This is a genomic window from Sphingobium sp. LMA1-1-1.1, from assembly GCF_040676365.1.
Taxonomy (GTDB): domain Bacteria; phylum Pseudomonadota; class Alphaproteobacteria; order Sphingomonadales; family Sphingomonadaceae; genus Sphingobium.
Genome location: NZ_JBEGHS010000034.1, coordinates 289489 through 303987 on the forward strand (window position 1 = coordinate 289489; position 14499 = coordinate 303987).

Consider the following 14499-nt stretch of genomic DNA (forward strand, 5'->3'; position numbering starts at 1 on the left):
CCGACGCCTTTTCGCCGATCATGATGGCGGCGGCGTTGGTGTTGCTCTGGAGCGTCGTATCGATGGTCACACGCTGACCGCAGTCAGGCCGGAATCTCGCAGGCGGCCGATACGGACTGCGCGCTTTTTCCCATCAACTCACAGCCACGAAACGCGGCGGTCGCTTCGCCAGGAAAGCGGCGACTCCTTCCCGCCCTTCGGACGCCCCGGCAGACGCTGCAATCCAGGCGGCTTCGCGATCCAGCTGGGTGGGAAGGTCGGCGATGACGGACCCCATCAGCAAGGCGCGACATCTGGCGAGTGCGCGGATCGGCCCCTTTGCTAGCGCCGATGCCACGGTCGACGCCTCGGCACGGAGCGCATCGTCGGCGACCACGCGTGTCACAAGGCCCATGCCTGCCGCTTCCTCCGCCCCGACCCGTCGATTGGTGAACAGCATCTCCTGCGCTCGCCGCATCCCGATCAGGCGCGGCAACCACCATGATGCGCCGCCATCCGGTGTCAGCCCGACAGCGCTATAGGCCGAAGTGAAATGCGCGGAGGCGGCTGAGAGCGCAATATCCCCCAATATCGCAAGGCTGAGCCCAGCGCCGGCGGCGGGGCCGTTGATAGCCGTGACGAGAGGTTTTTCCATCGTGGCCAGTCGATGGATGCCGGCATGGAAACTGCGTGCGAGGGCGCCGACCGCCGCTTCGGCATCCTCCCCGGCGGCGGAGAAGGCATCGATGTCGCCACCCACGCAAAAGAATTTGCCGCTTCCGGTGAGCACGACGCAGCGTATGTCCTGGTCCGCCGCGCATCGCTCCGCCAGTTCATGAAGGCGCAATGCGAATTCGGGATCGACCGAATTGCGCTTTTCGGGGCGCGCCAGCGTCAGCCAGGCGATGCCATCCTCGACAGTGAGCGTGATGGCCGGGCTGCTCATCGGGCGCCCGCCCTTTCCGCCTGCTGCCATGCGAGACGCATGAGTTCCGGGAGCACCGCAACGCGCTCGCGCGCCTGCGCGGACGAAGCGTTGCCGCGGATGACCCGGCCCTTGATGCCATGGAAGATGGCCGCGAGCCGAAAGAAGTTGAAGGCAATATAGAAGTCGTAACCCGGCATGTCCGCCAACCCCCTGCGCCGGCAATAGGTGGCGAGATAGGCCTCTTCATCGGCTATGCCGAGCGCAGCGGGGTCGCTCCCGCCGAGGCCGGCGACGATGTGCGGCGGCATCCTATACATCATCGCGTGATAGGCGAAGTCGGCACCCGGATGGCCCAGCGTCGAGAGCTCCCAGTCCAGCACGGCCAGCACGCGCGGCTGCGTCGGGTGGAAGATCAGATTGTCGATGCGGAAATCGCCATGGACGATGCTCGTTTCCTCCCCCGGCGGGATGTGTGCGGGGAGCCATTCCACCAGCCGGTCCATGCAGGGATCGCGCCCCGCCTGTGCGTCCTCAAGATATTGGCGCGACCAGCGCGCAATCTGTCGTTCGAAATAATTTCCTGGCCGGCCATAGTCTGCAAGGCCGGCAGCCGCGTAGTCGATGCTGTGGAGATCGGCGATCGTCGCGTTCATGGCGTCGAAGAGCGCTGCCCTTTCCGTGGGGGACATATCGGGAAGCGCGGCATCCCAGAAGATGCGGCCCTCCACCATGTCCATGACGTAGAAGATCGTGCCGATGATGGCGGGATCGGTGCACAGGCCATGGACGGCGGCGACCGGGAAGCCCGCTCGCGACAGGCCAGCGAGCACCTTCGCCTCGCGGTCGAGCGCATGGGCACCCTTGAGCAAGGGGCCGGGTGGTTGCTTGCGCAGAACATAGGCCTTGCCCGGCGTGATCAGCTTGTAGGTCGGATTGGACTGCCCGCCCCGGAACTGCTCGATCCGGAGCGGCCCGCCATAATCGGCGACATTGGCGCGCATCCAGGCGTCCAGCGCGACCAAATCCAGCTCATAGCCGGGACGGACGGTCGCCGTACCGCTATTGTCTTCGACCAGGGCGTTCATCGGGCGTCGCCATCCCTTGAAATGGGCGGGGGCAGCCATTGGCCGTTCAGCATGTCGGGCTTCGGTCCATAGGCGCGGATCACGACGAAAAATGGTCCCGCCGGTGCGGGAAGCCAGTTTCCATCAGATGATGCGGCGCGCTGGATGCGGATTTCGATCGACCCATCCTTCTGTACCTTCAGGCCCTTTGTCCGATCGCTCACCAGATAGCGGTGGAGCGGATTGGGGTGGAGAGCGAAGGTCTTCGCGTCGTAGAGGGTGACGGACCAGAAGCTGTTGACGGGCGGAGGCGTTTGCAGCCGGAGCATGTAGCGGGACGACGCGCCGTCCAGCGCAGCACCCTTGCCGTCCGCGAACGTCGTGTAGGACGCATTTTCCTCCCGCACATTCGCGCCGAGGCCTGCCATGTTGATGACGGAACGGCGCAGATAATTGAACCCGTAGACGCCCTTGTTGACCTTCATCCAGCCAGTGCCGGTAGGTTCGCCCAATTGCGACTTGGCGCGTGTGAGCATAGCCATCGCGTCAGAGTAACCGCTTTCGATCGCGGCTCGCGTGGCAGGGGGAAGCCTATCGGGATCGAACGGGCGGTCGCCCATTATGCCGAGCGGTCGGAAGCGCGACACGAGCGCTTCCTCGCCCGGCTGCCAGCCATTGGCCCGAAGCACATAGTCGAGCGCGCGGAGATAGCCGATAGCGCCAGCGGCGGGTGGTGGTGGTGAGGATGCGTCGCCATGAGAGCTCACCGTCCCTTCCTCTTCCGGAGCGATGATCCGGACCGCATCCTGAAAAGCACGAGCAGTCCGGACCTCAGCGTCGGACTGGGCGAAGGCGCGCATGAGGATCCAGAGCTGGGTCGTGGCGGCCGGATAGACCGTGACCCCGGCGGGCGGGTTTCCGCGCCAGCCGCGCGGCACCAGCAGGAACCGGCCGCCTTTGACGCCGATGGTACGATTGCTGAGATTGCTGGGATTGCCGAAAATGTCGAAAATATTGAGCGTGAAATATTTGAGCTGCGTGGCCGGGATGTCGATTTCGACCGGGCCCTTGCTCAGGTCTACCCAGGCCGTGGAGTAAAGCGTGTCCGTATTGGGCACCTTGAAGGTTGCATAGTCCGGCCCCGCAAGGTTCCTCTCATGCGCAAAGCGGTTGAATCCGGTGTAATTGCTCGAACTTCGATCGAACGCCTGCCGATAGAGTTGCTCATAGTGCAGATAGGCAGCCATGCCATAGATGGTCGCGTCGAACGCGACGCTCCGAATCAGGGCGGCGCGATCCTTCTCGTCCCTGGGCAGCAGGTCCTCGCCATAACCGGCTTGCGAAGTAGCGGCCTCGGGCGCTGCGAAGTTCGCTGGCTGGGCATGTCCAGCGGTCGACAGGAGGAGCGGCAAGAGGGCCAGCATCGGCCGCATGGCCGGCATCCATCGTCCAGCGCTCATCCCTGCGCCGCCTTCCAGTCGCGCTTGATCTTCTTGGCCAGGCTCCATTTATGAACTTCGGTCGGACCGTCATAGATGCGGAAGGCGCGGATTTCCCGGAAGGCCTGCTCGACGATGGTGTCGCCGGACACGCCCGTCCCGCCCATCACCTGGACGCAGCGGTCGGCGACACGGAACAGCGCATCCGACACCGCGACCTTCGCCATGGAGCTTTCCGCCGTGCCGAGCGAACCTGTGTCGAGAACATCTGCGCACCAGTCGATCATGCGTTCGGCCTGTTTCAGGTCGATGAGGTTGTCCGCCAGCATGAAGCCGACGCCCTCATGATCGACCAGCGGCTTGCCGAAGGCGTGGCGGCGACAGGCATAATCGGTTGCGATTTCCTGTGCGCGCATTGCCAGGCCGAGCCAGCGCATGCAGTGGGACAGGCGGGCAGGGCTGAGGCGTATCTGCGCATAGGCGAAACCTTCTCCGCTCGCGCCCAGCATCTGGTCCGCTGGAACGCGCAGATCGACGATGTCGACCTCCGCGTGCCCGCCGGGCATGGAACTGTCGATCGTGTCGATCACGCGCACCGTCCGGATCGCGGGATCGGGCAGGTCGACGAGGAACATGCAGGCGCCGTCGTCCGACCCGGCCATGACGATGCCCACGCGCGCCCCTTCCGCCCCGGTGATGAACTTCTTGCGGCCGTTGATGATCCAATGGTCGCCGTCGCGACGGCAGGTCGTCTGCATCATCGACGGATCGGATCCCGCGCCCCCGTTTTCGGCAGGTTCTGTCATGAAGAAGGCGGAGCGCGCCTCGCCCCTCACCAGCGGATCGAGAAATCGGGCCTTCTGCCCGGCGTTGCCGACCTTCCCGAGCAGATACATGTTGCCCTCATCGGGAGCGGCGGTGTTGCAGGCGAGGGGGCCGAGCGGCGACAGCCCCGTCCTCATGAGGACGATGGCCGTCTCCCGCTGCGTCAGATGCGATCCGTCGTGCAGGACATGCGGGGTCAGCACGCCTGCCTCGCGTGCCTTTGCGCGCAGTTCCCAGACGAGCGCATCTTCCGGCCCATGGAAGCCGAGACGACTGTCCCTTTCGTAGGGAATGACCACGTTCCGGACGAAGGCTTCCACCTTCGACGCGATGGCAGTTGCCCGATCGGTCATTGCGCGGTGCTCCCCCCATCGATCACGAGTTCGGCCCCGGTCATGTAACGGGATTCATCGCTTGCCAGGAAAAGGATGCCATCCGCGATCTCCTCCGCCTGTCCGATGCGTCCGAGCGGGACATCCGCCAGCAGGGTCCGGGCGATTTCCGCATCGGCATAGGCAGGTGCGGTCAGCGGTGTCGCGATGTGACCGGGGTGGACGGAGTTCGCGCGCACGCCATTGCCGGCCGCGGCGCATTCAAGTGCGGTCGCCTTGGTGAACAAACGGACGCCGCCCTTGGCCGCGCTGTAGGATCCGGTGCCGGCGCCAGCCACGATGCCCCGGATGGAGGACATGTTGATGATCGCGCCACGGCCGGAGGCGGCGAGGAATGGCATCATATATTTTGTCCCCAGAAAGACACTGTCGAGATTGACGGCGATGATCGACCGCCACTGCGCCAGCGTCGTGTCCGCGATCGACGTGAACTTGCCGAACCCGGCATTGTTCACGAGGATGTCAAGCGTGCCGGACCGTGCTGCAACCCGATCTGCCAGCGCGGCCCATGCCTGCTCTTCGGTGACGTCCATGATGACGAACTCATGCCCGGCGCCCGGCAGCGATTCGCGCGCATTCGACAGCGCGTCGCCGTTGCGGTCCGCCAGTATGAGCGTCGCGCCCTCCGCCGCGAAGCGCCGGGCGGTGGCGAGCCCGATGCCCGAAGCAGCGCCGGTGATGAGCGCGATCCGCGCCTGAAGCCTGCTCACGCTCTTTGCCCTTCTGCGTCAGCCTTGCCCTTGCTGAGCGAAATCAGGCTGTCGAATACGGGATTTTCCCGGGCAAGGATGGCTTGCGTCCGCCGCGCGATCACCTGATCGTACCGCGCCGAGGTAAAGACATAAAACTGATCCTGGCGGATGCCCTCGAACGCCTGGGCGGCAACCTCCTCAGGCGACGGGGCATTCTGGAACAGATTGTCCGAAATCGACTGCAACTCCGTGGCTTCCGCCGGTTGGCCGTCGTTCGATCGCAAATGTGCGGGCCGGGATCGTTCGGCCTCGTAAATGCGGGTCGCGACCAGGCCGGGGCACAGCATCGTGACGCCGATCGGGGCGTTCCGCTCACGCAGACCGGCATAGAGCGCTTCAGTGATGCGGACGACGGCATGCTTTGACGCGCCATATACGGCGGAGCCTTCGCCGCTCACGAAGCCGGCCACGGACGCGGTATTGAGAATATGTCCCGGCCGTCCCTCCGCCAGCATCCTGGGCACGAAGCTGCGGATGCCGTTGACCACGCCATCCATGTTGACGCCGAAGGCCCAGCGCCAGTCCTCCAGCGCATATTCCCAGACGTGCCGGTGGCGGCCGCCGGGGACGACGCCGGCATTGTTGCACAGCAGGGATACGTCGCCAAAGCGCGACCATGCAAGGTCGGCCAGAGCCTGCACCGCATCCGGATCGGCCACATCGGTTCTGTGCAGCGCGATCGCCGGACTTTCGATGGTGCCGGCCACCGCCTCCAGGTCGGCAAGATTGATGTCGGCGAGGACTAGGTTCATGCCCTCGCCTGCGGCGAGATGCGCGAGCGCCGCGCCGATGCCGCTGCCGGCCCCCGTGATGACGGCCGTCCTGCCCTTGAAGTCCTTCATCCAGGCATGCTCCTCTCGCATCTGCCGATCCGGGATCGACCCTTGTACAAGGGTGCGATTTAGTCGACCGTCCGGTCGGACGTCAACTCCTTATCAGAAGTTGACCGCGATCGCGAAGCGGCATAGCCATATTCAACCGACCGGACGGTCCATGCATTAACGGAGAGACGATGACTGACCTTCTGCCCCCGCTCGCCAGTCTTGGCCGCTTGCGTCGCGACGCACCGAAGACCATCGCGGGATTCCGCCGCTGGCGCATGATCATCGATTCGGACGGGGCGGTCCCGGCGCGGATCAAGAGGTTGTTCGTCGCCTGCGCCGCCACGATAAAGGGCTATCGGGAACTTGCGACGCGGGAACTGGCCGAGGCCCGGTCGGCCGGTCTCACCGAAGCGGAGGCCGGCGCGGCGGTCGCAATCCTTGCAAGCGTGCGTGGGGAGGGGGCGTCGCTGCGCTTCCATGATCTTTTCCGGGAGATCTATCCGGAAGCCGCCGATCCCGACTGGCCTGACGACGACATGGTCGTGGAAGATGGTGCCGCGGAGGCGAATTTCCTGCAATATTTCGGCGCCATGCCGCCTTCCCTGGGCAAGCTGTTCGAGGTCAAGCCCCTGGGCGCCGACGCCTATTATCTCATGCGCGAGGGGACCTTGTCGGGGACGGCGCTGGGGCCTGTATATGCGGAGCTGCTGCTCGTGACCGTCCTTGTCGCCGACTACAGCGCCTGGGCGTCGGTTCACGTCAAGGGCGCGCGAGCCGCCGGAGCCAGCGAGGAAGCCGTGGCCGAAGCGGTAATCTGCGCAGTGCCGACCGCGGGCCTGTCCGCCTGGGTCGTCGGCGCGACCGCCATGGACGCATAAGGGCCGCCTGTCGTCAAAGGCCGCTGACGAGATGCCCGCCATCCACCGCGATGACCGCGCCGGTCATGTAGCGCGACTGGTCGGAGCACAGCAGCAGGAGCGGCCCGTCCAGGTCATGCACCTGGCCGAGTCGCTTCTGCGGGATGCGCGAGATGAGGCGCTGACCTGCGTCGGATGCGAAAAAGTCGCGGTTGAGGTCGGTTTCGATATAGCCGGGTGCGAGCGCGTTGACCCGGATGTCGAGCGGCGCCCATTCCAGGGCGAGCGCCTTCGTCAACTGGATGAGGCCGGCCTTGCTGGCGGCATAGGCCGCCAGTCCCTTGGACACGCGCTCTCCCAGGATCGAGGCGACGTTGACGATCGTCCCGCCGCCATGCCGCATCATCCGCGCCGCCTGCTGGGCGACGAGGAAGGCACCGGTCAGATTGGGCTGGATCACCTGCGCCCATTCGGAGGCATCGAGGTCGAGCGCCGCACGGGTCTGGGCGACGCCTGCATTGTTGACGAGGATCGAGAGAGATCCCGCAAGTTCGCGCTCGATCTGCCGGAAGGCTGTCGCGACCGCTTCCGGATCGGTCACGTCCATGGCGACGGGGATGCATGTGCCGCCCTGCCCACCAATCTCATCGGCCAGCGCGGAGAGCGCGTCGAGTCGGCGCGCCGCTACCACCACCCTAGCCCCTTCGCGCGCCAGCAGGCGCGCGAAATGTCGGCCCAGACCCGAACTCGCCCCGGTGACCAGCGCTGTCTTGCCCTCAACTTGCATAGTCCGCTCCCTCGCGCTTGCATTCTTGTCATCCAGCCCTATCCCTAGGGGGAACCGACCAGACGGTCGACTTACCTTTGTGAGAGGTAGGACGCAGACAGGGAACAGGGCCGGCAATGGCGCGACAAGCAGCAAAGAAACGGCAGACGACCGAGGCGCATGACGAAAAGCGCAACGAGATATTGAGACATTGCGCGACGCTGTTCGACCGGGTGGGATATCACAAAGCGTCGATGCAGATGCTGGCGGACGAGGTTGGCCTCGGCAAGCCGACGCTCTACCATTATTTCCCGAGCAAGAACGCCATCCTCTTCGCGATGCACGATGCCCATATGAGCGCCCTGCTCGCCGGCCTGGACGAGGAGGGGGGATCGGACGATCCGCTCGGGCGCCTGCGCGCGGCATGCATCGACATCCTGCGCCAGATTGCGGAGCATCCGGGTTATGTCCGGGCGTTCATGGACCATTATGAAGATCTGGAAGGCAAGATGCGCGACCATATCCGGGCGCAGCGCAATGCCTATCTGCAACGGGTGCGCGGCATCATCGAGCAGGGGATCGCGAACGGCCATTTCCGGCAATGCGACCCAGGGCTCACCACGCTCGGTTTCCTCGGCATGTGCAACTGGGCCTATAAATGGTACCCCCCCCTGGCGAAGCGCAGATCGCCCGAGGACGTCGCCGATGCGATCTGCCAACCCTTTTTCGAGGGGTTGAGCCTGAAGGGGCGCTGACCATGCCCGCTACCGACCATTCCTGCTCCATGCCCTCAACTGCCTTGATCGAAGCCGTCCGCTTTTCAGAGCCGGGAGGCATAGGGGCGTCGGCAGAGCGGCTGCGGGATGCGGTGATGGACCTTTGCGGGCTGCGCACGGCGGTCACGCATAATGTGGCCTCCCGCGAACCGATGCGCGATGGAAACGGCGCCGTGCTCGCCAGCGAGGTCTTTGGCTTTCGCGGCGAGGAGGCGCGGTGGTGGGAGGTGCCTCAGCTCGCCCTTTCCTCACCGATCGTTCACGCCTGCCGGGTGGAGGCGGAGCCGTTCTGGTGCAACGCGCATGGCTTTCGCACCCGCTTGCCCAACCCGCTGCTCGATGTGATCGACCTGCATGATTTCCGCATCCGGGCGATGACGGCGGCCGCGATCGTGGTTCCCATCCACCTGCCGTTCGGCCAGATCGGCGCGGCCAGTTTCCTCTCGCCAGAGCCAGAGGCCAACGACCTTTCCGATGCCTATTCCTGCGCCGCGGACGCGCTGGCCGTGCTGGCGCGGGCCTTCGTGCAAAGCTATGTCAAGGTGACCGCGCGGGCGCGTCCCGGCTTGGGCAGTATATCGCTGACCAAGCGCGAGGTGGAGTGTCTGCGTTGGGCGGCTGCTGGAAAGACGAATGAGGAAATCGGCATCATCCTCGGTCTGCAACGCACCACGGTGCGCTTCCACATCCGATCGGCTTCGGTGAAGCTGGATGCCGTCAACCGCGACCAGACGATGTTCAAGGCGGCGCAGCTCGGCTTTCTTGGAATGATAAACTAGAGCGGATTTCGATCTGATTGAATCAGATCGCCGCTCTGGATTCCTTGTTTTCCGCGATTTCTTAACCAGCGATCGGTTGCGATCGCTTGGAAATCGCTCTAGCTCCTGTCGCATTGGTCAGAAGCCGACCGAATGGTCGGGCGCTATGTCTCTCCAAGGAGATATGCCGTGCCCGACACCCTGCCCGTTCCGATCGCCGATGACCTTGTCTGCTCCGACAGCGGCGGCATCGCGCTGCTCGCCTCCCGTGAGCGCGCGACCAGCCGGATCTGCTTCCCGGCGCGACCGGAAAGCGATGCGCGCTACGACCGCGTCGTGCTGCCGCGGACAGGCCGACTATGGTCGTGGACCGTTCAGCGCTTCCGCCCCAAGTCGCCGCCTTATGCTGGCCCGGACGCGTTCGAACCCTATGCGGTCGGCTATGTCGAGCTGGATGGGGCGCTGATCGTCGAAGGGCGTCTGGTCGATGCGGCGTTCGATGATCTGGAAATCGGCATGGCGATGCGGATCGTGCCGCTGCCCTTCCTGCTGGCGGACGGCTCGCTGCGAACCAGCTTTGGCTTCGCGCCGGACAGGGGCGCCGACATATGAGCGAAGACGTCTTCATCGTCGGTGCGGGAATTCATCCTTTCGGCCGCACGCCCGGTCTTTCGGGCCTTCAGCAGGGCGTCTTCGCCGTCCGCCAGGCGCTGGAACGGGCGGGGCTTGAATGGCGCGATGTTCAGTTCGCGTTCGGCGGATCGGATGCCGCCGGGAATGCGGATACCATGGTGTCGGAATTGGGGCTTACCGGCATTCCCTTCATCAACGTCGCCAATGGGTGCGCGACCGGCGGCTCGGCCATGTTCGGCGCCTACAGCACGATCAAGTCCGGCGAGTTCGACCTGGGCCTGGCCGTCGGTTTCGACAAGCATCCACGCGGCTCCTTCTCGCCCCTGCCGGCGGACTGGGGGCTGCCGGCCTGGTATGGCGAGACCGGGCTGATGCTGACCACCCAGTTCTTCGCCATGAAGATCCAGCGTTACATGAGCCTGCACGGCATCACGCCGCACACGCTGGGCGCGGTCGCGGAGAAGGCGTTCGCCAACGGCGTTCTCGCCGATCACGCCTGGCGGCGCGAAGCGGTCGATATCGATACAATCCTCCAATCCCAGATGGTCAGCGATCCGCTCACCAAATTCATGTTCTGCTCGCCGGGGGAGGGGGCGGTGGCGCTGTTGCTGGCGAGCGGCCGGAAAGCGCGCGAACTCGGCCTGCCAGCGGTACGGCTGCGGGCCGCAGCGGTCCGCACCCGCCCGACCGGTTCATTCGAGGTCTTCTCGCCAGCGCTTGATCTCGATCGTGGCGGCTCGCCAACCGGCCTCGCTTCCCAGGCAGCCTATGAAATGGCGGGCGTCGGTCCCGAGGACATCGACATAGCGCAACTCCAGGATACGGAGGTCGGGGCGGAGATCATGCACATGGCCGAAAACGGCTTCTGCGCGGATGGCGAGCAGACGGCGTGGATTACCGAGGGGCGCACGCGGATCGACGGCACCTTGCCGGTCAACACCGATGGCGGATGCCTTGCCTGCGGCGAGCCGATCGGGGCTTCGGGGCTACGCCAGGTCTATGAGAATTATGTCCAGTTGATCGGGCAGGCGGGCGCGCGACAGGTGCCGGGCAAGCTGCGCCTCGGCTACAGCCATGTCTATGGCGCGCCGGGCGTCTCTGCTGTCGCGATCGTGGAGCGCTGACGCCATGGACCTCGCGCTTAGCAGGGAGCAGCGCGCATTCCGTGAGGAAGTGCGCGATTTCCTGGCCTCGTCGCTCTCCCCCGCGCTGCGGCGCGGGGCCGCGCTGACATCCGGTGTCTTCGCCGAACCCGACATCGCGCGCGAATGGCAGGCGATCCTGGAGGCGAAGGGATGGCTCGTCTACCACTGGCCACACCATGCGGGCGGGCCAGGATGGACGCCTGTCCAGCGCTGGATTTTCGAAAAGGAATGTGCGGAGGCGGGCGCTCCGATCCTGCCCGGCATGGGGCTGAAGCTGGTGGGGCCGGTGCTGTACACATTCGGCACCCAGGCGCAGAAGGACCATTATCTCCCGCGCCTGCGCACGGCCGAGCATATATGGGCGCAAGGCTTTTCGGAACCCGGCTCCGGCTCCGACCTTGCGAGCCTGCGCACCCGCGCCGTCCGCCATGGCGACCATTATATCGTGTCCGGCCACAAGATCTGGACGACGCAGGCCCAGTACGCCAACCGGCTGTTCGCGCTGGTCCGCACCGATGCCGAGGTGAAGCCGCAACAGGGCATCAGCTTTCTGCTGATCGACATGACCCTGCCGGGCGTGACGGTCAAGCCGATCCTCAGCGCATCGGGCGATCACGAGTTGAACGAGGTCTTCCTCGACGAGGTGCGGGTGCCGGTGTCGGAGCGCGTCGGCGAGGAAGGGCAGGGCTGGTCGATCGCCAAGTTTCTGTTGGAGAATGAACGGGGCGGGTCCAGCTTCGCGCCGGCGCTGCTGGCCGATCTTGCCCGTTTGCGGATGTCGGCGGGGCCGCTGACCGGCGAACTGGCGGACCGCGCCGTCCGGCTTCAACTGGAGGCCGAAGCGCTCGAGATGACGGAGCTGCGGACGCTCATCGAGATCGAGCAGGGCGCCACGCCCGACCCGCGCAGCCTGATCACCAAGCTGCTGGCATCCGAAATCCGGCAGGGTGTGGAGGCGCTGGCAGTCGATGCCTTTGGCCTCGCCGGCCTGCAACTGCCCGTCGAGCGCCCCTTTTATGGCGACGACATGCCCGCTCCGATTGGTTCGGCGCAGGCGCAGGTCGCAGCGGCCCGCTATCTCAACGCTCGCGCCTGGTCGATCTTCGGCGGCACCAGCGAGATACAACTGACACTCATCGCGAAGGCCGCGCTCGGCCTTTAGACAAAGAAAGAAGGATGCATCATGCCTGAAGCCTATATCGTGTCCGCACGCCGCACCGCCGGCGGCCGCCGCAACGGTCGCCTCGCCGGCTGGCATCCCGCCGACCTTGGCGCCCTCGTGCTGGACGCGCTGGTCGCCGACGCGGGTGTCGATCCCGCCGCGATCGACGATGTGATCATCGGCTGCGTCAGCCAGGTGGGCGAGCAGACCTTCGCCTTTGGTCGCAACATCGTGCTCGCGTCCAGCCTGCCCGACAGCGTGCCGGCGGTGACGATCGACCGGCAGTGCGGCTCATCCCAGCAGGCGGTGCATTTCGCGGCGCAGGCGGTCATGTCGGGGCTTCAGGACCTCGTGATCGCGGGGGGCGTCGAAAGCATGACGCGCGTGCCGATGGGGTCTCCCATCACGCTGGCCCAGGCGGGCGGCATCGGGGCCAACCCATTTTCCGGGGCGATCCAGAAGCGCTACGGAGTCGAGATGTTCAGCCAGTTCCACGGCGCGCAGATGATCGCCGACAAATATGGCTTCACCCGCGACGACCATGACCGGTTCGCGCTCGCCAGCCACCACAAGGCAGCAGCGGCGATGAATTCAGGCGCGTTCGACGCCGAGATCGTGCCGGTGCCCATCGTCACGGCGGAGGGCGAGCAGGCGATCCACGACCGCGACGAGGGGGTTCGGGCCGATGCGTCGATGGAATCGATCGGTTCGGTCAAGCTGCTGAGCGAGGGCGGCACGCTTTCCGCGGCCACCGCCAGCCAGATCTGCGACGGCGCGAGCGGCGTGCTCATTGCGTCCGAAGCGGCGGTCAGGGCGCATGGCCTGAAGCCCATCGCCCGTATCGTCAACCTGGCGGTAACGGCGGGCGACCCGGTCATCATGCTGGAAGAGCCGATTCCCGCGACCCGCCGGGTTCTCGATCGGGCCGGCATGGCCATGAAGGACATCGATCTGTTCGAGGTGAACGAAGCCTTCGCGTCGATCCCCATGGCATGGATGAAGGCGCTCGACGCCGATCCGGCAAGGCTGAACGTCAATGGCGGGGCCATTGCGCTTGGCCATCCGCTCGGCGCGACAGGCACGAAGCTGATGACGACGCTCATCCATGCGCTGAAGGCGCGGGGCCAGCGCTATGGTCTTCAGACCATGTGCGAGGGCGGTGGCATCGCCAACGCCTCGATCATCGAGGTGCTCTGAGCCATGAACCTCGCGCTCAGCGATGAGCAGGTGATGGTGCGCGACATGGTCCGCCGCTTCCTGGCGGACCGATATGACGCGACGACCATGGCGAAAGGGCCGATGTCTCCCGCCGACTGGCGCGCATTGGGGGAGCTCGGCCTTTTTGCCCTGCTGGCGCCGGAGCAGGCAGGCGGGCTGGGCGGCGGCGCGGTGGAGGTGATGATCATCTCCGAAGAGATGGGGCGCGCCCTTGCGATCACCCCGCTGGCCGAGGGCATCCTGCTGTGCGGACGAACGATCCTTGCCGATCCCGCCACCGCACGCTGGGGTGCCAGGCTGATGCAGGGGGATGTCCTGCTTGCATTTGCGCAGGGCGGCGCGCTTGTCGACGGAGGGCTCCGCGGATCGGCCGCCATTGTCCGGGACGGCATGGATGCCGACGCCTTCGTCGTGGAGACGAATGTAGGCGCGCTTTTGCTGGTGGACGCTCAGGATAGCGGCGTCCGCAGGACGCCGGTTCGTCTGGTCGACGGCAGCATGGCAGCCAATGTGCGTTTCGATGCCGCGCAGGCCGTGCCCCTCGCGGTTCCGGTGAGCATATGGGCGGAGGCTCAGGGCCTGGCCGGCCTGTCGATCGTCGCCGAACTGGTTGGCGCGATGGCGACCCTGCTGGACCTGACGGTCGATTATGTCAGACAGCGGCACCAGTTCGGCAAGCCGATTGCGAGCTTCCAGGTCGTGCAGCATCGCTGCGCGCGAATGTACACCTGGCTGGAGCAATCCCGCTCCCTGCTTTTGAAGGCGGCCATGGCCGAGGAGGAAGCGCGGGTCCGGGCTGTGACGGCGGCAAGGGCCTATATTGGCGACGCTGCCCTGAAACTCGCGGAAGACGCCGTGCAATTGCATGGCGGCATGGGCGTGACCGATGAACTCGCGGTGGGGCGTGGGCTGCGCCGCCTGTTGTTGCTGTCACGCCTCCATGGCGGCCCAATCGCCGCCCGTGCCGCGCTGGCAGCGTGA

Annotated in this window: 15 protein-coding genes; 8 read left to right on the forward strand and 7 right to left on the reverse strand. The window is 65.5% G+C overall.

Annotated features, from left to right (window positions below):
* Positions 1 to 133 precede the first annotated feature (133 nt).
* Genes MRBLMA1_RS15450 through MRBLMA1_RS15475 form a run of 6 tightly spaced genes read right to left on the reverse strand, consistent with a single transcriptional unit; the run spans position 134 to position 6221 of the window.
* Positions 134 to 925 (reverse strand): enoyl-CoA hydratase/isomerase family protein, encoded by a 792-nt coding sequence (locus MRBLMA1_RS15450; RefSeq protein ID WP_363737847.1) that lies wholly within the window; start codon positions 923 to 925, stop codon positions 134 to 136.
* A complete protein-coding gene (locus tag MRBLMA1_RS15455) occupies positions 922 to 1992 on the reverse strand; it encodes a phosphotransferase family protein (protein ID WP_363737849.1) in 1071 nt (356 codons plus the stop codon). Before MRBLMA1_RS15455 ends, MRBLMA1_RS15450 begins: the two co-directional genes overlap by 4 nt.
* On the reverse strand, positions 1989 to 3431 hold the full coding sequence (locus MRBLMA1_RS15460; RefSeq protein WP_363737851.1) for a DUF1254 domain-containing protein: 1443 nt from the start codon (positions 3429 to 3431) through the stop codon (positions 1989 to 1991). Before MRBLMA1_RS15460 ends, MRBLMA1_RS15455 begins: the two co-directional genes overlap by 4 nt.
* Positions 3428 to 4588: an acyl-CoA dehydrogenase family protein gene (locus MRBLMA1_RS15465; protein WP_363737853.1), complete on the reverse strand. Its 1161-nt coding sequence runs from the start codon at positions 4586 to 4588 to the stop codon at positions 3428 to 3430. Before MRBLMA1_RS15465 ends, MRBLMA1_RS15460 begins: the two co-directional genes overlap by 4 nt.
* Positions 4585 to 5337 carry an SDR family NAD(P)-dependent oxidoreductase gene (locus tag MRBLMA1_RS15470; RefSeq protein ID WP_363737855.1) on the reverse strand — a complete coding sequence of 251 codons (753 nt, stop codon included), beginning with the start codon at positions 5335 to 5337 and terminating at the stop codon, positions 4585 to 4587. Before MRBLMA1_RS15470 ends, MRBLMA1_RS15465 begins: the two co-directional genes overlap by 4 nt.
* Positions 5334 to 6221 carry an SDR family NAD(P)-dependent oxidoreductase gene (locus tag MRBLMA1_RS15475; protein WP_363737857.1) on the reverse strand — a complete coding sequence of 296 codons (888 nt, stop codon included), beginning with the start codon at positions 6219 to 6221 and terminating at the stop codon, positions 5334 to 5336. Before MRBLMA1_RS15475 ends, MRBLMA1_RS15470 begins: the two co-directional genes overlap by 4 nt.
* Before the next feature lie 170 nt (positions 6222 to 6391).
* Between MRBLMA1_RS15475 and MRBLMA1_RS15480 the strand changes: the two genes are divergently transcribed.
* Positions 6392 to 7081, forward strand: a complete 690-nt coding sequence (locus tag MRBLMA1_RS15480; protein WP_363737859.1) for a carboxymuconolactone decarboxylase family protein — start codon at positions 6392 to 6394, stop codon at positions 7079 to 7081.
* A 13-nt stretch (positions 7082 to 7094) separates the two neighbouring features.
* On the opposite strand, the gene MRBLMA1_RS15485 is transcribed toward MRBLMA1_RS15480, so the two are convergent.
* Complete coding sequence (locus MRBLMA1_RS15485) at positions 7095 to 7847, reverse strand: SDR family NAD(P)-dependent oxidoreductase (protein WP_363737861.1); 753 nt, start codon at positions 7845 to 7847, stop codon at positions 7095 to 7097.
* A gap of 116 nt (positions 7848 to 7963) precedes the next feature.
* Between MRBLMA1_RS15485 and MRBLMA1_RS15490 the strand changes: the two genes are divergently transcribed.
* The 7 genes from MRBLMA1_RS15490 (at position 7964) to MRBLMA1_RS15520 (ending at position 14499) form a co-directional block, all read left to right on the forward strand.
* The gene (locus MRBLMA1_RS15490; protein WP_133653197.1) at positions 7964 to 8581 is read left to right on the forward strand and encodes a TetR/AcrR family transcriptional regulator; all 618 of its coding nucleotides are present in this window, start codon (positions 7964 to 7966) and stop codon (positions 8579 to 8581) included.
* 2 nt (positions 8582 to 8583) lie between these two features.
* Complete coding sequence (locus MRBLMA1_RS15495) at positions 8584 to 9381, forward strand: helix-turn-helix transcriptional regulator (protein ID WP_363737863.1); 798 nt, start codon at positions 8584 to 8586, stop codon at positions 9379 to 9381.
* 168 nt (positions 9382 to 9549) lie between these two features.
* Positions 9550 to 9972, forward strand: coding sequence for a Zn-ribbon domain-containing OB-fold protein (locus tag MRBLMA1_RS15500; protein WP_363737864.1), 423 nt, complete (start codon positions 9550 to 9552; stop codon positions 9970 to 9972).
* Complete coding sequence (locus tag MRBLMA1_RS15505; protein ID WP_363737865.1) at positions 9969 to 11117, forward strand: thiolase family protein; 1149 nt, start codon at positions 9969 to 9971, stop codon at positions 11115 to 11117. Before MRBLMA1_RS15500 ends, MRBLMA1_RS15505 begins: the two co-directional genes overlap by 4 nt.
* Before the next feature lie 4 nt (positions 11118 to 11121).
* On the forward strand, positions 11122 to 12300 hold the full coding sequence (locus MRBLMA1_RS15510; protein WP_363737867.1) for an acyl-CoA dehydrogenase family protein: 1179 nt from the start codon (positions 11122 to 11124) through the stop codon (positions 12298 to 12300).
* Positions 12301 to 12321: 21 nt separating this feature from the next.
* The gene (locus MRBLMA1_RS15515; protein ID WP_363737869.1) at positions 12322 to 13497 is read left to right on the forward strand and encodes an acetyl-CoA C-acetyltransferase; all 1176 of its coding nucleotides are present in this window, start codon (positions 12322 to 12324) and stop codon (positions 13495 to 13497) included.
* Positions 13498 to 13500: 3 nt separating this feature from the next.
* Entirely contained in the window at positions 13501 to 14499 is a 999-nt protein-coding gene (locus tag MRBLMA1_RS15520) for an acyl-CoA dehydrogenase family protein (RefSeq protein ID WP_363737871.1), read from the forward strand.